Here is a 17,136-nt window from a genome sequence, read left to right as displayed (position 1 = left end):
ATGCGAACCCACGGCACGGCCGCGCGCCTGGAGCGCAAGAAGGCCTCCCTCAAGATCCGCGACTTCGGTCTCGAGGTGAAGGCCGTCAACGACGACGGCACGTTCTCCGGCTACGGCTCGGTGTTCGGTGCGATCGACAGCTACGGCGAGGTCGTCGCCCCGGGCGCGTTCGCCGACAGCCTCGTCGAGATCGCGCAGAAGGGCCGGCCGGTTCCGGTGTTGTGGCAGCACCGCAGCGATCAGCCGATCGGGATCTACTCGTCGCTGAAGGAGGACGACACCGGCCTGTATGTCGAGGGCGCGCTGCTGAAGGACGCGGTCCGGCAGGCTGCCGAATCCTACGCGCTGATGAAGGCCGGCGCCGTCTCGGGCCTGTCCATCGGCTATTACGTCCGGGCGTCGTCCTTCGACGAGAAGACCGGCATCCACACCCTGCAGAAGGTCGACCTCGTCGAGATCAGCCTCGTCACGTTCCCGGCGAACGATGAGGCCCGGATCGATGCTGTCAAATCCAAGATCGCGCACGGTGAACTGCCGTCGCTGAACGAGTTCGAGCGGTTCCTGCGCGAGGCAGGCTTCTCGAAGACCAAGGCCGCCGTGATCGCCAATCGCGGCCTTGCGCATCTGCTCCGGAGTGAGTCCGCGGGCGACCAGGCGAACGAACCCGAGGCCGTCAAGGCGCTGCACAGCACGCTGTCCGGCTTCACCCTTCCCCAGTTCTGAGGACTCACCCCCATGAACATGCACACCCCCCGGCTCGTGCCGGGTCACCGCGAGTACGGCCGCAAGGATGCGGGCGGCGGCGGCACCGATCCCGCGCTCGCCCAGGTCCAGAACGAGATGTCCCGGATCCTCGGCGAGGTGAAGGGCTTCGCCGAGAAGGCCTCGGCCGAGGTCAAAGCCAACGGCGACCTCACCAAGGCGACCAAGGAGAAGGTCGACGAGGCGCTGCTCAAGTTCGGCGAGACCGCCACCAAGCTCCAGGAGGCCAGCGACCGCCTCACCGACGTCGAGCAGAAGCTCTCGCGTCGCGGCTCGCCGGAAGCGCCGGCCGCCGAGCGCACGCTCGGTCAGGCGGTGATCGAGAGCGAGGCGTTCAAGGCGGGCGGCATGACCAGCGCCTCGCGCATGTCGCTGCGCGTGAAGATGGACCGTAAGGACATCACCAGCGCCAACACCACCGTCGGCACCGGCCGCAGCCAGGGCACCTCGCTCGTGCCGGCCGATCGCCAGCCCGGCATCGTGACGCCGCCCGTTCGCCGGATGACGATCCGCGATCTGCTGCTGCCCGGCGAGACCGCGTCGAGCAACATCGAGTACGTGGTCGAGACCGGCTACACCAACAACGCCGCGATGGTGGCCGAGGGCACGACGAAGCCCAAGTCCGATCTCGCCTTCGACATGAAGAACGCGCCGGTGCGGACTCTGGCGCACATCTTCAAGGCGTCGCGCCAGATCATGGACGATGCGCCGGCGCTGCGCTCCTACATCGACGGCCGGGCCCGCTACGGCCTGACCTTCAAGGAGGAGGTGCAGCTCCTGAACGGTGACGGCACCGGTCAGAATCTGCTCGGCCTCCAGCCGCAGGCGACCGCCTTCGCCGTCCCGGACGGCATGGCCGCGGTGGCGAACATGACCGTCATCGACCGGCTGCGCATCGCCATCCTGCAGGTGATCCTGGCCGAGTACCCGGCCTCGGCGTTCGTCCTGAACCCGATCGACTGGGCGACCATCGAGCTGACCAAGGACACGCAGGGCCGCTACATCATCGGCGATCCCGCTGAGGGCGTGCAGCCCCGCCTCTGGAACCTGCCGGTCGTCGCGACCCAGGCGCAGGCACAGAACCGGTTCCTCACCGGTGCCTTCGACATCGCCGCCCAGATCTTCGACCGCATGGAGATCGAGGTTCTGCTGTCGACCGAGAACGTCGACGACTTCGAGAAGAACATGATGACGATCCGCGCCGAGGAGCGGCTGGCCCTGGCGGTCTACCGGCCCGAGGCCTTCGTCACCGGTCAGCTCGTCGTCACGCCGTAAGGCGTCGCGATCGCCCGAGGGGTACGCCTCTCGGGCTTCTCCAGCAGAGCGAGGGTGTCATGGCAAAGAACGAAGACGGGGCCGACCATGTCCTGGTCCGCGCCGTGCGCCCGTTCGAGGGCGCCGAAGGACACAAGGACGAGAGCAGCCCGCCTTTCCGCGTGCATCGTCGGCGGGCCGCCGAGCTGAAGGCGAACGGCCTCGTCGAGCATCATGACGAGCCGGAAGCCAAGGCCGCTCCCGTGCCGCAGAACAAGATGGCCGCCGAGCCGGCCAACAAGGCGGCCCCCGCCGCGACGGGCCGGCGCACCCGAGACTGACGGCCTCGGTGAACCGATGAACTGCGTTCAGATCGTGCCGCCGGCAGCGCTGCTGACCCTCGACGAGGCGAAGCGTCAGGTCCGCCGTACCGACGACACCGACGATGACGAGTACCTGACGGGCCTCATCGCGGTCGCGCAGGCGCAGATCGAGGCCGGCAGCGGCAATCTCGGCCGCTCCATCATGCCTCAGACCTGGGAGTTGCGCCTCGGCGCGGACGCTTGGCTGATGCCGTTCGATCGCTGCGACCGGTCACGGTGGAGCGCTGGCCTCCACGGCATTCCGCTCCCGTATCCGCCCGTGATCGCCCTCGACGGCGTCACCTACCGCGACGACACGGGAGCGCAGCAGGTCCTGGCCGGCTGCCAGATCGGCGGGGATCCGGCGAATGCGCCTCTGCTTCTGCCGCCCGCTGGCCGGACGTGGCCGGCGACCTCCCTCGCGCCCGACAGCATCCGGATCCGCTATCGAACCGGATACTCGAAGCGCGATGAGGACGGCGAGCCGGTTCTCGACGGCGCCGGCAAGGTCGAGGCGGCGGCGCCCGCCGCACTGAAGCATGCGGCCCTCCTCCTGCTCGCGCACCTCTACGAATACCGGGCCGCGGCCGTGCCGGTCGGCAGCGCCGTGACACTTCCGCTCGGATTCGAGAACCTCGTCCAGCCCTTCCGGGTCTGGTCCTGATGGACGCCGGCAAGCTCGACAAGCGCGCCGTCGTCATGCGGCGGCCGGTCATCACGGATGACGAGGGCGAGGATACGGGCCAGCGCGGAGATTACGCGCCGGCCATGTCGCTCTGGGCGAACTACAAGCCGCTGAGCGCTCGCGAGGCCGCAGAGGGCGGCCGGGCGCAGAACGTCGAGACCGGAACGCTGACGATCCGAGACAGCGCTCAGGCGCGCACCATCACGAACGGCGAGCGCATCGTGCTCCAGGGCCGGGACTTCGGCGTCACCGGTGCAGGCCTACCGGACCGGCGCACGGGCATGATCCAGCTCAACATTTCGACGGACCTCGGAGGGCAGTGATGCCTGATATCGGCGCCACCTTCGGCTACCTCGGACAGGGGCAGGCCGCTCTCGACCTGACCGGGGCGGCCCGCGGCTTTGATCGGGCGCCCGGGGTGCTGTCGGGGCTACGCTTCATCGACACCGTCGCCGGCGTGGTCGGCGTCGACCGGATCTCAGGCCAGCTGGCGAAGTACGCCGTGAAGCTGGCGCTGAAGGGCGACCAGGCCTCCCTGCACGCAGCGCAGGAGATGGTCGAGCTGATGCGGTCCCGGGTGCCGCTGGACACCGGCCTGCTTCTGAACGGGATCACGTACCGGCGCGAGGGCGGCTTCTACGTCGTCGAGGCCACCGCCGACCGCGGCGGCTACGACTATGCCCTGGCGGTCGAGGCCGGCCACCATGCCGGCGGCACGCACGCGGACGGGGACTTCTTCGCCGACACCACCGGCAAGGGGGGTCGGCAGGTGCGCCAGTCGCAGGAGAGCGACGTGCCCGGGCAGCCGTTTTTCTACGGGTCGGCCCGCGAGGCGCTGTCGGACTGGAGCAGCGAGCTCGGCGCCAGCATCGGCGCCGCGGCGCGCGAGGAGGGGCTATGATGGCCGCATCGACCACGTTCGAGCTCGCCCTGCGCGATGCGATCCGGGCCCGGCTGAAGGCCGACGCGGGCTTCAATGCGCTCGCGGCGAAGCGGATCTACGACGAGGTGCCGACGAGCAGCGGCAAGGCCATCCCGCTGCCGACGGATCCGGTGCCGCCCTACGCTTACTTCGGCCCGATCCGGCGCTCGAACAGGGTGCTCGACTGCAGCGAGTCCTGGACGATCCAGGCGCGGCTCTACGCGGTCTCGACCGCCTTCAACCGCGATCAGGGCTGGCTGCTCATCGACGCGATGGTGGCCTCGCTCGACCAGCTTGAGCGGCCCGACTTGCCGCTCGCCGAGCCCTACAGCCTGCGCACGCCCATTGTGGTCGGCCAGGCCGGGGACGTGATCGACCCGCTCCAGGCGAAGTCGGTCTTCTTCGACCTGACCACCACCATCGCCCGGCCGCTGCCGGCAGAGGAGAACTGACCATGGCAGAGCCCGCGCTGCTTCCTGGCAACCGATTCCGCGCTTATCGGTCCGATACCGGGACCTCTGGTCCGTGGTCGTTCATCTGCCTCGGCCAGTCGATCACCCTCACGCTCACCAACACGTACGAGGATGCCACGGTCGCGGACTGCGACGACCCCGTGGGCATCCCGGACCGCAAGAGCGTCCTGTCGTCGAGGTCCTGGGGCGGCCGCGTCGCCGGCCAGGTGGCGGCGGATCACCTTCCCGAGCTCCGCAAGGACGCCAAGAGCGAGACACCCGTTCCCTACCAGTTCCGCGTGGACCCGAAGGACGGCGTCGAGGCGGGGAATTGGACCGGCCTCGTGTTCGCCGAGAGCCTGGAGATCACGAAGTCGAACAACGGCATCGTGAGCTTTACGATGCAGTTCCGCGGCGACGGCCCGCTGTCCTGGAACGACGGGGCCAGCACGTGAGCGAGGCGGACACCTCACGCACCATGATCACCGCGCCCTTCGCCGGGCGCGAGTGCAAGTTCCAGCTTCGCCTCGGCGAGATGGCCGAACTGGAGCGGCTGGTCGGCCACGGCATCGGCGCGATCTTCATGCGCATCGCCGGCCACACGTTCAGCCACCGCGAGGTCTGGGACACGATCCGCCTCGGCCTGGAGGGCGGCGGGATGAGCAGCATCTCGGCCTCCGCGCTGGTGCTTCGCTACCAGAACGAGCCGCTGATGGATTACCTGTCGCTGGCCGGCCAGATCGTGGCCGCGGCAGTCAACGGCGTACCCAAGGGAAAAGCCGAGACCGAGAGGGGGAGCGAAGCCGACCCGGCGACCTCTCGGTCTTCGTCGGCGCCGGGGCGGTCGCGGGGTTCTCGCCGGAAGAGGTCCGCCGGATGACGCTGGCCGAATGGCACGTCGTCATCGACTCCTTCATCGCCGCCAACAGCCTGCCCGACGAGGGCAGCACCGAGGACGAGTTCATCGCGGTGCTGGCCGAAGAGATGGCCGCGGGGCGCGCCTGACCGCCCGACCACAGCAGGATCGCCGACTTGGCCGAACCGCTCGTCATATCGTTTGCCGCGGACACCTCGCGCGCTCAGAGCGCGATGGCGACGCTGGCCGGCCAGATCGTGGGCAACATGACCTCGATCGGCGTGGCCATGTCCGGCGGCGCGGCGAACAGCAACGGCTTCGGCGCGGCGCTCCAGGGGCTCGCGAACAATGCGCAGCGCGCAGCGGCAGCGGTCGGGCGCGACGTCCGAAACATCTCAACGGCCACGGCCAACGCCGCGACCGCGGACCGGGCGACGCTGGAGGGTGTGGTCCGCGCGTTCACCGGAGCGGCCGCCGCGTCGGAGACCGCCGGCGCTGGCGTGCGTGCCAGCCTCACGGCGACCACCAGCACCATCGCGGGCGTGGCGGCGCAGATCCCCTCGCTCAACACGCTGCTGGCCGCATTCCTGGGCTTCCAGGCCGCGAAGCTCGTGTTCGACAGCGTGGGCGCCTCGATCGAGGCGGCCCGCAAGCACATCCAGGATTACGTGCAGATCGGCAGGGACGCCGAGAAGGTCGGGGTCGGCACGGACTTCTTTCAGCGCGCCACGCTCAGCGCGGACAAGTTCGGCCTGAAGGTCGAGCAGGTCGTCGCCGCGCTTCAGAAGGCCCGCGAGGCCAGCGAGATCCGGATCGGCGAGGGGAAGGAAGGCACGAACACCTCGGCCATCGACGGGCGCCTCGAGCAGAACGTCCGCGCCGGAAATCTGACCGCGGCGGACAAGGCCATCTTCGACAACGCCGGCAGCCAGGAAGCCAAGATCAAGGCCATCCTCGACCTGATCGACAAGCTCCGGGCCAGCCAGCGCGATCTCGCCGCGTTCGACCTCGCCGGCAAGTTCTTCGGCGCGGACTTCGAGCGGCAACTCCGGAACGGCGTCGACCTGACCGCGCAGCTGCGGGACACGCTGAACAGCACCTCGACCACGGTGGGCGGCGTGCGCATCGTCGGCCCGGACGAGGTCGAGCGGGCCAACCAGCTCGACGCCAAGGCCAAGGACATCGCCGACACCTTCGCGACCGCGCTCGCGCCGATTCAGCGCGACATCTCGAACGCGGTGCTCGACACCTACCAGGCCTTCCTGAGCGTGGAGGCCGTGATCGCCCGGGTCGTGCAGATCGCGGCGAACCTCTACACGACGATCAGCGGGGTGGTCGGCAAGGTCCGCGACCTCGTCGGATCGATCCCGGGCATCGGCAAGATCATCACCGCGGGCAACCCGCTGACCTTCCTCCAGGAGGTCGGCAAGGCCACCGGCGTGATCGAGCCGGACGTGCAGGGCCCGCCGGCGCCGCTGACGGTGAAGGTGCGCCCGAAGGGTCCGGATCGGTCGGCGGTGCTGCCGTCACTGCGCACGCCCCGCGCGCGCGAGAGCGGCGGATCTGAGAGCCTCGACGCGGTCGAGACCCTGATCAACCAGCTTGAGAAGGCCCGGGACACCGCGAAGGCCGAGCTCGACAACGTCGGCAAGACGAACGTCGAGCGTGAGAAAGCGGTGGCGCTTGCCAAGGCCGAGGCGGCGGCGCGCGAGGAGGTGAAGAAGGGCAACCGCACGGATCCGGCTCTCGACGACGACGAGCGCTCCCGCGTGCTCGCCGCGGCCGAGGCCATGCAGAAGTACAAGGACGCCACCGACAACGCCCAGCAGGCGCTGAGGCAGACCGCCGACGCGGCCCGGTACTTCGCCGAGACCGCCTCGAACGGCCTCGCCGACGCGATCATCAACGGCAAGTCGTTCGGCTCGGTGCTGGCCGATATCTCGAAGCAGTTGGAGCGCTCGCTGCTCACCGGCCTGCTGACCGGCACGGGCCCGCTCGCCGGGCTGCTCGGCACTGCGCCGCTGGCCAGCGCCGGCAGCAACGCGACGGGCGGCCTCCTCGGCAGCGTATTCGGGAATGCGCTCCGCGGTGGCGGCGGCTCGGCCGGCTCGCCGCTCCCGGGCGCGCAGGGGCCCAGCCTCCCGTCAGTCGGGATCTTCGACACCATCGCCGGGCTGTTCCGGGCGAACGGCGGCCCGGTCTCGGCCGGCCAACCCGTGACGGTGGGCGAGATGGGGCGCGAGCTGTTCGTGCCGAACGCCGACGGCAAGGTGATCCCGATCACAGGCGGCAGCATGGGCGGCGGCGATAACATCACCATCGGCCCGCGGAACTACAACATCACGTCCGCGAACGGCGTCACTCCCGCGCAGATGACGGCGGCGCTGAACCGCTACGACGCCGACCTGAACCGAACGCTGAGCGCTCGCACCGCCACGGCAAGCCGCCGTTACGGGCGGCGCTGAGCGATGGCCATCTTCGATGCGGCCGGGGCGGCGGCGCTGCGCGGGGCGACGATCACCGCCGAGATCCTGGCGTTCTTCGACTTCGCTTCCGCGGCGCAGCGGATTCATGCCGGCTTCGGTACGCTGCGGGCCGGTGGCTACGACTGGCAGGGCATCGGCGGCCTCGGCGCGGTGTCCGACATTGAGAGCGCCGTCGGCGGCATCGCCCCGGTGGTCACGTTCACCTTGGAGGGTGTGGGCCCCGAGGTCGCGAACGATGTCGTGAACGCCAAGACGGAGGTGAAGGGCCGGGACTGCGCGGTGTACCTGCAGCTCTACGACCCGATGCTGACCCCGCTCGGCGGTCTCTACACCCTGTATCGCGGCGTGATGGATCGGCTGATCCACACCGCCGACGCCAACACCTGGACCGTGCAGCTCACCGCCGAGACCAAGTTCTCCCGGCGGGGGCTGCCGCCGTTCGGCAATCTGACCAACGCCGACCAGCAGCGCCGCTACCCCGGCGACAACGGCCTGTTCGACATCGCCGAGATGATCAACCGGAGGCGCCCTTGGAACCCCGAGATCCCAGAGGAAGACACGTGAGCGGCGACCTGATCGCGTTCATGCGCGCGATGGCCCGCGCCTCGTTCGTCTGGGGCTCGTGCGATTGCTCGCTCGTCATGGCGGACTGGTGCCGGGCCAAGCGCGGCGTGGACCCGGCGGCGAGCTTGCGGGGGCGCTACAGCACGGCGGCCGGCGCCATGCGCCATGTCATCCGGCTCGGCGGCTTCGAGGCCATGGGCCGCTCGCTCATGGCCGGCTGCGGCTTCTCGGTGACCGGGGCGCCCCGCGTCGGCGACGTCGGCCTGGTGACGCATCCCATCGTCGGGCCGGTGTTCGCGATCCGGTGCGCGCTCGGCTGGGCCGTGAAGAGCCCGGAGGGGTTCGCCGTGGACGAGTATCCGACCATCGTGGCCTGGTCCGTCTGATGCCTGCTGCCGTCGGTATCGCGATCCTCGGCGAGGTCGGTCTGAGCTCAGTGATCGGCACGACGATCGCCGGCGTGGCCGCCGAGACGCTGGTGGGCTACGCCGCGATCTCGGCCAGCCTGATCGGGGCGCAGTACGCCGCGCAGGCGCTCCAGGGCAGCGAGAAGCGCGCCGACGCCCAGATCACCATCCGGCAGGCGGTCGCGCCGCGGCGGCGCGTGTTCGGGCAGGCGAAGGTCGGCGGCGTCATCTTCGCTTTGGACACGAGGCCGTACCAGGACGAGAACAAGATCCTCTACCGCGGCGCTGTCCACTGCGTCGGCCCGATCTCCATCCTCCAGTACTTCCTGGGGGACATCAAAACGAGCCTGCCGTCCGGTCCGGGAGGCATCGTTCCGGACTCGGTCTACCAGGGGAAGGTCGTCATCGAGGGGCACGTCGGCGCGCCCGACCAACCCGCCTCGGCCTCGCTGCTGCAACTGCCCTACTGGGACGCCAGCATGCAGCTCAACGGGCTCTGCTACTCGGTGGTGGTGGCCACGCCGCTGCGGAAGGGCAGCCAGATCTTCCCCGAGGGGGCTCCGGACGTCCGGCTGCTCGTGGCGGCCGCGCCGTCCTACGACCCCCGGACCGGTGGCTACGCCTACACGGACAACGCCGCGATCGTGCTGCTCGACTACCTGACGCACGAGAGCGGCTACGGCCTCGCGCTTGGCGAGATCAACCTCCAGACGTTCGCCGATCTGGCCAACGTTTGCGACCAGCCGATTGCGCTCGTGCTGCCGGATCCGAACGGCTCGACTTCGGAACCGCGCTACCGTGCCTGGGGGAGCTACACCTACGACGAGCAGCGCTCGGATGTGCTGGGGCGCCTGCTCGCCTCGTGCGATGCCGAGCTCTACCAGGATGCCGATGGCCGCATCGCCGTGCGCGGTGGGCGCTGGCAGCCGCCGACCTTTACCATCGACGAGAGCATGATCCTCGGGTGGGAGCAGCTTGAGGAAGGCGACGAGGCCTACAACACCTTCACCCGGATCAAGCACACCTACACGGACCCGTTCCAGGACTACCAGCCGACCGAGGGTGACCCCTGGGACGATCTGGGCTCGCAGGCCGTCCAGGGCGTAATCGAGACCGAGAAGAGCTTCATCGCCGCGCCGTCGCACAGCCAGTCGCGGCGGCTGGCCAAGATCGCCATGGCGAAGGGCAACCCGCGGTTCCGGATCGCCGGGCTGCGCCTCTCGCCCGCCGGCCTGCCGGCATACGGCGAGCCGACCGTGGCGCTGAACCTGCCCTCGTTCGGCATCAACACGACGTTCGCGATCATGCGGGGCACGCTGGCGATGTCCGGGAACGCGCTCACCAGCGTGAAGCTCGACCTCATCTCGCTCGATCCCTCGGCCTACTCATGGGACCCGGGCGAGGAGGGCCAGCGCCCGCCGCTGCCCGACACCTACAACTGAGGCCGGCATGGCGGATCCGATCATCTGGCCGAGCCTGCTGGTGCCATCCTCGGAGGACTGGTCACTGCGGGGCGGCACGCGGTCCGGCGGCCAGACCTTCCTCGGAAACGAGCAGGTGGTGGCGTCGCCGACGGCGCGGTGGAAGGCGACGCGCACGATCCCCTGCATGACCCGCGAGACCAGCCTCGCGATGCGGAGGATCATCGCCCTGGGCCGCAGCGTCGTTTGGAACGTCGGGCCCTGCGAGAACACCCGCGCGCCCTGGAACATCGACCTGGTGGGCGGGAAGATCACCTACGGCCGGGCCGCCCAGCGCCCGGACGTCTACATCGGGGACCAGCGCCCGGATCTGGACTTCAAGGTCGCCGCGGCGGCCGCGACGAACGCCACAGAGCTGACCATCCAGCGCAACCGCGGCGGCGTGCTTGAGCACGGCATGATGCTCTCGATCGGCGGCAGGCTGCACACGATCGTGGATCTGCCGAACGGCGAACTCGCGGATCCCGGCAGCCAGGGTCCGGCGGGTACGGTCACCATCGTGATCCGCCCGTGGCTGCGGGTCGACGTGGATGCCGGCACCCCGGTCGAGTTCGGCACCCCCAACGGCCTGATGCGCCTCGCCTCGGACGACACCGGAGCGATGGAGCAGCAGCTCTCTCGGTTCAGCACCGTCGCGATCGACCTTGTCGAAGCGTTCTGACGCCCACCTTTCAGCCTCCGAGGCCCGCATGGTAGACCGCCCCGTGCCCGGGAATACCGGCGCGACCCTCAACAGCATCAATCAACTCTGCGACGCTGCCGATTTGGCGGCCGCGGCCATCGCCGATTTCGAGGCGCGTCTTGGCGTTGTGCAGGCTGCGGTCTCGGCCGAGGTCGCAGCGCGCCGGCAGGCGGTCTCGGGTGAAGCGCAGGCTCGCGGTGCGGCGGTGGCGACCGAGTCGCAGGCACGGCAGCAGGCCGTGACGGGCGAAGCGAATGCCCGTGTCGCCGCTATCCAGCAGGAGCAGCAGGATCGCGGGGCGGCGATCGCCTCGGCGGCTCAGGATCTCGGCCAGCGGATCAGCGATCTGCGCGATAGCCTGGGCGACGCATTGCGCGCCGAGACGCAGGCCAGGACTGCCGCCGACGCCGCGGAACAGAAGGGTCGCGTGGAGGCGATCACCGCGCAGGCCAAGGCCCTCACGGACGCTGTCGCTAATCTGGAAGCGCAGATCAGCACGAAGGCCAGCACCGATGATCTGACCGCCGCGGGCGCCGCGCAGGCGAAGGCTCTGGCTGACGCGGTCGCCGCGATCCGCGTGGTGACCGATGGGATCTCGGCCACCATCGCCGCGCAGCGTCTCGACTTCGTCGCCTACCCGGGGCGCCCGGGCGATGCGCCAGTGCGCTACACCTTCGTGACGGCGGCCGCGGCTCTGGCGGGCTCCCGTGCGGCACTGCCCCTCATCCCGCCTGCCATGCTGGCCGGGACCGAGAATGGCCCGGTCGTGCGCGTCGACGGCGCCGGGATCGTGGCCGGGCGCGCGGCTTGTCCGCTGGAGGACGGGCGGCTCTACCGGGCGCGGTACGTGGTCCAGCGCCGCGCCAACCCGGCTGATCCGAGCGGCGATGCGGTCGTGTGCGGCCTCGTGTTCCTCGACCAGTCATTGCGGGTGCTCGGCAGCGTGATGGCGGTGAAGGCCTATCCGGCCCTCACCACCGCGTTCGGGCGGCAGGAATGCGAGGCGCTGGTCTCGCGCTCGGCCGGGCTCGGTGAGGCCTTCGTGGCGCCGCCCCGAGCGCGGTTCATGGTGCCGGTGGTGGCGACCTTCGGACCGGACGCCCTCACCGATGTCGAGGTGCTGAACCTGGAGGACGTCACCGGCTCGTTCGTCTTGGCGCCGCCGCCGGACGGGCTGGAGGCGCGGCTGACGGCGCTTGTGGTCGGCCTCGCCGCCCGGGTGCAGGCGCTGGAGAGCGAGGCGGGCAACCCGAGCAAGCGGACCTTCGAGTCACGCGGCGACGCGGCGGCTGCGACCATCCCCGAGAGCGTGCAGGTCGTCGAGCTGCTCGGCCGACGGTTCGCGGGCGATGGCGGCGGCGGGCTGTTCGCGCGGGTCGGCGGCGATCCTGCGCCTGGCGCTGAGACCTTCACATCGAACGGCGCGGTGTTCCAGCGGGTACGCGCGCTCCCGGATGTCGCAGCCGCAACGCTCGACGCCGGATTCCCGACCTTCGTCGGCGCCTTGCCGAGCGAGCCACCGCCGACATCGGGCACCGCTTGGAACAACGCTGGCGCCCCGGTGCTCACGCCATGAAACCGGCTCACCACGACTTCCGCTTCCCGCGTGGCGGCGTGCCGTTCCTCGGCGTGCGTCTGCATGGCCGGGACCCTCGCACGCAGGAGGTGCGGCGGCTGCCGATCCCCGGCGTCACGATCGAGTGGACGATCGAATGGCCGGATAGCGAGGCCGAGACGCGCACGCAGTTCTCGGACGCACCGCTGACGATCGATCCCCGCAGCGGCTTCGTCATGTTCCCGATCGCAGCCGCCCGCGTCGAGGAGATCGAGGTCGCGGGCCGGTCGGTCCCGACCCGCATCTGCCTCCTGATGCCCGACGGCACGCGGGTGCCGTTCCTGGCCGGCGCAATCTCCCTGGAGTGCTGAGATGGCTGCAAGCCCGATGCCCGCTCTGCCGGCGGTGGTCGCCATCGCGCCCCGCCTCGAGCCGCACCTCGTCGAGGTGGTGGTCTGGTATCCGTTCGGCGCGGCGGATGAAGCCGTTGCGGCGGCCGCGGCGAAAGTCGCGGAGGTGCTGGCCGCTCCGGACCTCGGCGCTCCCACCGCCGACACGCCGGACGTGGATGAAGACAGCCCGCGCGTGGCGACCGCCGCCATGGTGCAGGCGGTGGCGCGCTTGGTGATCGAGGAGGCGCGGAAGATCGCCGCCGCGGCTGTCGTCGATCTCATGACCAAGCCCGGCGTGATGAGCGGCATGCTGCCGACCGAGCCGCCCCCGGATGCCGAGACGCCCTGGCTGAACAAGGGCGGTCTCGCGATCACCCCGAAGGCCTGACGGAGCCAGACCATGAATGCAGCTTGCGCCTCCCTAGGCCTCGTGCCGGGGGACTCTCTAGACCTGCTCATCAACCTGTACACCGACGAGGACGGCAACAAGCTGCCGCTCCAGATGGACCCCGGCGAGGTGTTCGTCCTGACGGTGGGCCGCGAGGTTGCCACCACGGCGGCGAACGGTCCCGAGCGGCTCCAGGTGCTGGCCACCGCGGACCGCACGACGTTCTCGCGCCAGTTCACCCCGGCCGAGACCAGCCGCTTCCGGCAGTCCGGCGGCCAGTGTGGGCAACCCCTGGAATGGTCCTTCGTGCGGATCCCGCGGAAGGGCATCCGCCGCACCTACGCTCGAGGCCCGATCACCCTGTCCGCCGGCAACTGCGCGGGCCCGGCGATCCAGACCCTCGACCTCATCGTCAAGGACGGCGGTGTGTTCATCGAGATGGGAGGCGTGCCGGACGTGGCCTCCTACACGGACGCTCGCGAGGCCGCCATCCGGCAGGACATGGGCCTGCAGATCAACCAGGCGGAGACCCTCGCCGCCGCTTTCGCGCTCCTGCTCTGAAGGTGAACCATGCGCAATCCGGCAGCCGTCTCCTACTCCTTCAATCACACGAACCGGACCGTCGATTTCTCGGGTGAGCCCGGGTTCGACATTCGGATCCTGAAGGGGATCTTCCACCTTCCGAGCGGGACGTTCCTCTATTTCCCCGGCCTGCCGGCGCTCGGCTACTCGGGGCTCAACGGCGCGGTCCTGACGCTGAAGGCCAACACCTCCGGCTTCAACGACAACGACCCGCTGCTGTGCATCCTGGACGACGGCCTGAATGGCGTCGCGACCTCGGCCAAGCAGGATGACGCCAAGGCGGTGCTCCAGAGCATCCTGGGCGTGCTGAGCAACCAGCGGGCCGAGACGCTCTGGACCGACAACACGGGCAAGTTCTTCATCCGCCTCGACAACGGCGCCGGGTCGATCTCGTGGACCACGATCACCGGTGCGCCGAGCAGCCCGCCCGGCGAAGGCGCGCGGCCGGAGACCGACGGCGGCACCGTCGTCTCGAAGTCGTCCTATCGCGCGACCGCGGCCGGCACCGGCTACAGCGTCGACGACGTCCTCGATCACCTCGCGGTCACCTCGGCCACGGCGGGCGACCTCGTCTCCAGCTTCTGGCTCAACGTCTCCACCGGCGCGCGGATCGACCCGCCGGATTCCGCGTCGATCGTGCCGCTGGCGCGGTTGCCAGATGGCGCCTCGACTGCGGATCTCCAGGCGGCAGGCAACGTCCTGCTGACCGCGTCCGCCACTGCTCTCGGAGCGCCGGGCGACACGGACCCAGGCGCGGATTCGGCGCCCGGTAGCATCGTTGCGAAACTGACCCGGCTCCTGCTGTCGGTCACCGGCCTCGGCAACCTGCTGACCGACATCAGGGCGCGGCTGCCGGCGTCGCTGTCGAGCGGTCGCCTCTCGGTGGACGGGTCAGGCGTGACGCAGCCGGTGGCCGGCGCCGGGGCGGTGGGCTCGGCTCCGACCACGGCCCCGCTGCACATCGCGGCGATCGACGCCAACGGCAGGAAGCGTGCGCTGCTGGTCGATGACGATGGCGCCCTGAAGGTGGCCACCTCGGTCCCGACCACCGTCCGGACCGGGCAGGTCAAGATCGTCACCACCGGCACCGCGGTTCAGCTCCCGGCCTATCCGCTTCGGAATGGCGTGGCGATCAAGGCGCATGTGGCCAACGCCCAGCCGGACGCCACGAACATGCTCAGCGCCATGGTCGGCCCCTCGGGGGTGACCATGCAGTACGACGGCGCCGGCAACGGCTACCCGCTCTCCCCCGGCGAGGGCGCCTCGTTCGCCTGTGCCGACGCCAGCGACGTGTGGGTCGTGGGCACGGCCGGCGACATCTTCTCCTTCGAGGGCAACTGAGCCATGGCCGCACCTCCGATCCCCCCGACCACGCTCAGCGTCGCCGCTCTCGTGGCCGCGCTGACCGCGCAGAACGGCGCCGCGCTTGCCGCCGTGAAGGCCGCCTTGCCCACGACGCCCGACGGCCTTCCGCCCGGTGCGCCCTGGTCCAACGGCGACACGATCTCTTTCGTCCCGCAGACTCAGTCGTAAGGAACCCGCCATGCGGACCCGTTTCCTCGCCGCGGCGCCCCTGGCGCTGCTCTCCAGCCATGCCTCGGCGTTCGATGCGTCGAAGGCGGCACGCTACCCGTCTCCGGACATGAACGCGCCCAACGTGGGGCAGATCACCACTTTCGGGCCGATCAAGTGCGCGCCCGGTGTGGTGTGCGATGTATCCGGTCTGAGCGTCGCATTTCCGAGTCTCGCTACCCGAACGCTTCTGGACCGGCTCCTCGAGCGCCCCTCGGTCATTGACTACGGCGTCGACATGACCGGGGCGGCGGACAGCACCGCCGCGCTCACTGCCGCCCTCAACTCCAGGAAGCGTGTCTCGGCGCCCTGTGGCACAGTCCGCCTCGTCTCGACGGTCACGGTCACGTCGCAAGCCCTGTTCGACGGGCCGGGTGATTGCCTGACGCTGAAGTACGACGCGCCAGCTGGATCGCCGGGAGCGCCCCTGCTCGACATCAAGCCGACCGCAGCAGGCTCGCGGTTTGACAACTTCGCTTTCGACCATCAGGCGAACACGAAGGGATTCACCGACCCGACCGTCTACGGCGGCAACCTCATCGCGGGGTCAGCCGTCCTAGTTCAGGCCGATAACACCAGCCTGACGCGCGTCACCGGGCGTAATGGACACAATAACTGCATCTCGGTCGTCCAACTTCCGAATAGCGGTCCGTCGTGGGAGGCCATTCCGGGCCAGCCACGAAACTATAGCCTGCAGACGATCCGAACCTTTGCCTGCGGTCAGGATCAGTATAAGGCCGGCGCCGGTATCGATATCGGGTCCGGTGCGCACGGCACCGTGGACGACCACACTGACGTAGGGTCGTATGGTGCCTTCATCCTCGACATCGGTGCGGGCGCGCAGGGCTCGTTCTCGAACCTCACCGGCATTGCCACGGCTTTCAGCCAGTCTCGCTTTGCCCTCGATGGTACTCGTTCGCAGACTTTCTACATCGGGTCCGGTGGTTCGAACTGGAGCAACCTCGTCTCTATCGACGCTGGCGACCGCGCTCTGTGGTTGGATGGCTTCGCCACCCGCACGGTGATGACGAATGTCAACTTAAAGACCCCTGCGGCTGAGGCAGCCATCATAAAATCTCCTCAGGCTACTATCTCGGGGCTCGTAATCGACAGCCCCGGTTACTTAAAGCCGACCGGTACGGTTGATGCCATCATCCTCGATACATCAGCAGGCCCGCTGACCGGGCTTAACCTCATCAATCCTTCTGTCCAGTCGACCTTTAACAAAGCTCGTTACGGCATCACTCAGACGGGTTCCAATGCCGCGACCGGCTATGCGCTGGGCTATGACTTCTCGGGGGCTGTGACCGAGAGCAACAACCTGTCGCCGACCTTCGGCATGATCAACGCCTCGGCGCTCGGCGGCGGATGGACGAGCTACACGCCGACCGTAACGTTCTCCAGCGGCACGGCCACCACGATGACCGTCACGGGCGCCTATCGAAAGGTCGGCAAGACGGTCGAGTGGCGAGCCAACGTCAACATGCCGAACATCGGCTCTGCCGCTGGCGCTGTCACAGTCTCTCTTCCGTTCGCGGTGTCGGATATTACCTCGTTCAACGGCACTGAAATCGTGAATACGGGCGCTTCGATACCTGGATCTGCTATCGGTGGTCAATCCACGGCGAGCTTCAAGCGCTACGACGGAACCTCTCCCGTCGCGAATAATAACTATCTGGCGCTGAACGGCACGTACCAGACGCCCTGATATCAGCGGCAGCATCCACGCGCTCG

22 protein-coding genes are annotated in these 17,136 nt (G+C 69.1%); all 22 read left to right on the top strand.

Going from position 1 to position 17,136, the window contains the following annotated elements:
* The 22 genes from BKE41_RS06810 to BKE41_RS06710 all read left to right on the top strand — a co-directional run bounded on the left by BKE41_RS06810 (position 1) and on the right by BKE41_RS06710 (position 17,110).
* Positions 1 to 723, top strand: coding sequence for an HK97 family phage prohead protease (locus BKE41_RS06810; protein ID WP_199825831.1), 723 nt, complete (start codon positions 1 to 3; stop codon positions 721 to 723).
* Positions 724 to 735: 12 nt separating this feature from the next.
* Positions 736 to 2,037: a phage major capsid protein gene (locus BKE41_RS06805; protein ID WP_199825830.1), complete on the top strand. Its 1,302-nt coding sequence runs from the start codon at positions 736 to 738 to the stop codon at positions 2,035 to 2,037.
* A 59-nt stretch (positions 2,038 to 2,096) separates the two neighbouring features.
* Complete coding sequence (locus BKE41_RS06800) at positions 2,097 to 2,357, top strand: hypothetical protein (RefSeq protein ID WP_070998823.1); 261 nt, start codon at positions 2,097 to 2,099, stop codon at positions 2,355 to 2,357.
* A 16-nt stretch (positions 2,358 to 2,373) separates the two neighbouring features.
* Complete coding sequence (locus BKE41_RS06795) at positions 2,374 to 3,042, top strand: hypothetical protein (protein ID WP_070998821.1); 669 nt, start codon at positions 2,374 to 2,376, stop codon at positions 3,040 to 3,042.
* On the top strand, positions 3,042 to 3,386 hold the full coding sequence (locus BKE41_RS06790; protein ID WP_070998820.1) for a head-tail adaptor protein: 345 nt from the start codon (positions 3,042 to 3,044) through the stop codon (positions 3,384 to 3,386). Before BKE41_RS06795 ends, BKE41_RS06790 begins: the two co-directional genes overlap by 1 nt.
* On the top strand, positions 3,386 to 3,964 hold the full coding sequence (locus tag BKE41_RS06785) for an HK97 gp10 family phage protein (protein ID WP_070998819.1): 579 nt from the start codon (positions 3,386 to 3,388) through the stop codon (positions 3,962 to 3,964). The genes BKE41_RS06790 and BKE41_RS06785 overlap by 1 nt, the downstream gene beginning before the upstream one ends.
* A complete protein-coding gene (locus BKE41_RS06780) occupies positions 3,964 to 4,437 on the top strand; it encodes a DUF3168 domain-containing protein (protein WP_070998818.1) in 474 nt (157 codons plus the stop codon). The genes BKE41_RS06785 and BKE41_RS06780 overlap by 1 nt, the downstream gene beginning before the upstream one ends.
* A gap of 2 nt (positions 4,438 to 4,439) precedes the next feature.
* Positions 4,440 to 4,892 (top strand): hypothetical protein, encoded by a 453-nt coding sequence (locus BKE41_RS06775; protein ID WP_070998817.1) that lies wholly within the window; start codon positions 4,440 to 4,442, stop codon positions 4,890 to 4,892.
* Positions 4,889 to 5,317, top strand: a complete 429-nt coding sequence (locus BKE41_RS06770; RefSeq protein ID WP_070998816.1) for a gene transfer agent family protein — start codon at positions 4,889 to 4,891, stop codon at positions 5,315 to 5,317. Before BKE41_RS06775 ends, BKE41_RS06770 begins: the two co-directional genes overlap by 4 nt.
* The gene (locus tag BKE41_RS32390; protein WP_280944501.1) at positions 5,314 to 5,442 is read left to right on the top strand and encodes a hypothetical protein; all 129 of its coding nucleotides are present in this window, start codon (positions 5,314 to 5,316) and stop codon (positions 5,440 to 5,442) included. The genes BKE41_RS06770 and BKE41_RS32390 overlap by 4 nt, the downstream gene beginning before the upstream one ends.
* A gap of 84 nt (positions 5,443 to 5,526) precedes the next feature.
* A complete protein-coding gene (locus BKE41_RS06765) occupies positions 5,527 to 7,758 on the top strand; it encodes a hypothetical protein (protein ID WP_245295909.1) in 2,232 nt (743 codons plus the stop codon).
* Positions 7,759 to 7,761: 3 nt separating this feature from the next.
* On the top strand, positions 7,762 to 8,343 hold the full coding sequence (locus BKE41_RS06760; RefSeq protein WP_070998812.1) for a hypothetical protein: 582 nt from the start codon (positions 7,762 to 7,764) through the stop codon (positions 8,341 to 8,343).
* The gene (locus BKE41_RS06755) at positions 8,340 to 8,729 is read left to right on the top strand and encodes a hypothetical protein (protein WP_245295908.1); all 390 of its coding nucleotides are present in this window, start codon (positions 8,340 to 8,342) and stop codon (positions 8,727 to 8,729) included. Before BKE41_RS06760 ends, BKE41_RS06755 begins: the two co-directional genes overlap by 4 nt.
* Positions 8,729 to 10,192 (top strand): hypothetical protein, encoded by a 1,464-nt coding sequence (locus BKE41_RS06750; protein ID WP_070998811.1) that lies wholly within the window; start codon positions 8,729 to 8,731, stop codon positions 10,190 to 10,192. Before BKE41_RS06755 ends, BKE41_RS06750 begins: the two co-directional genes overlap by 1 nt.
* Before the next feature lie 7 nt (positions 10,193 to 10,199).
* Entirely contained in the window at positions 10,200 to 10,892 is a 693-nt protein-coding gene (locus BKE41_RS06745; RefSeq protein WP_070998809.1) for a hypothetical protein, read from the top strand.
* A gap of 28 nt (positions 10,893 to 10,920) precedes the next feature.
* A complete protein-coding gene (locus BKE41_RS06740; protein ID WP_070998807.1) occupies positions 10,921 to 12,489 on the top strand; it encodes a hypothetical protein in 1,569 nt (522 codons plus the stop codon).
* Positions 12,486 to 12,839: a hypothetical protein gene (locus BKE41_RS06735; RefSeq protein ID WP_070998805.1), complete on the top strand. Its 354-nt coding sequence runs from the start codon at positions 12,486 to 12,488 to the stop codon at positions 12,837 to 12,839. The genes BKE41_RS06740 and BKE41_RS06735 overlap by 4 nt, the downstream gene beginning before the upstream one ends.
* A gap of 1 nt (position 12,840) precedes the next feature.
* Positions 12,841 to 13,248 (top strand): hypothetical protein, encoded by a 408-nt coding sequence (locus tag BKE41_RS06730; protein WP_159392718.1) that lies wholly within the window; start codon positions 12,841 to 12,843, stop codon positions 13,246 to 13,248.
* Positions 13,249 to 13,260: 12 nt separating this feature from the next.
* A complete protein-coding gene (locus BKE41_RS06725; protein WP_159392717.1) occupies positions 13,261 to 13,809 on the top strand; it encodes a hypothetical protein in 549 nt (182 codons plus the stop codon).
* A gap of 9 nt (positions 13,810 to 13,818) precedes the next feature.
* Positions 13,819 to 15,171, top strand: coding sequence for a hypothetical protein (locus BKE41_RS06720; RefSeq protein WP_070998799.1), 1,353 nt, complete (start codon positions 13,819 to 13,821; stop codon positions 15,169 to 15,171).
* A gap of 3 nt (positions 15,172 to 15,174) precedes the next feature.
* Positions 15,175 to 15,363 (top strand): hypothetical protein, encoded by a 189-nt coding sequence (locus BKE41_RS06715; RefSeq protein WP_070998797.1) that lies wholly within the window; start codon positions 15,175 to 15,177, stop codon positions 15,361 to 15,363.
* A 10-nt stretch (positions 15,364 to 15,373) separates the two neighbouring features.
* Positions 15,374 to 17,110 (top strand): hypothetical protein, encoded by a 1,737-nt coding sequence (locus tag BKE41_RS06710; protein ID WP_070998795.1) that lies wholly within the window; start codon positions 15,374 to 15,376, stop codon positions 17,108 to 17,110.
* Positions 17,111 to 17,136: the final 26 nt, after the last annotated feature.

This window comes from Methylobacterium sp. C1 (assembly GCF_001854385.1).
Taxonomy (GTDB): domain Bacteria; phylum Pseudomonadota; class Alphaproteobacteria; order Rhizobiales; family Beijerinckiaceae; genus Methylobacterium; species Methylobacterium radiotolerans.
This window is presented reverse-complemented; position numbering and strand designations above follow the sequence as displayed.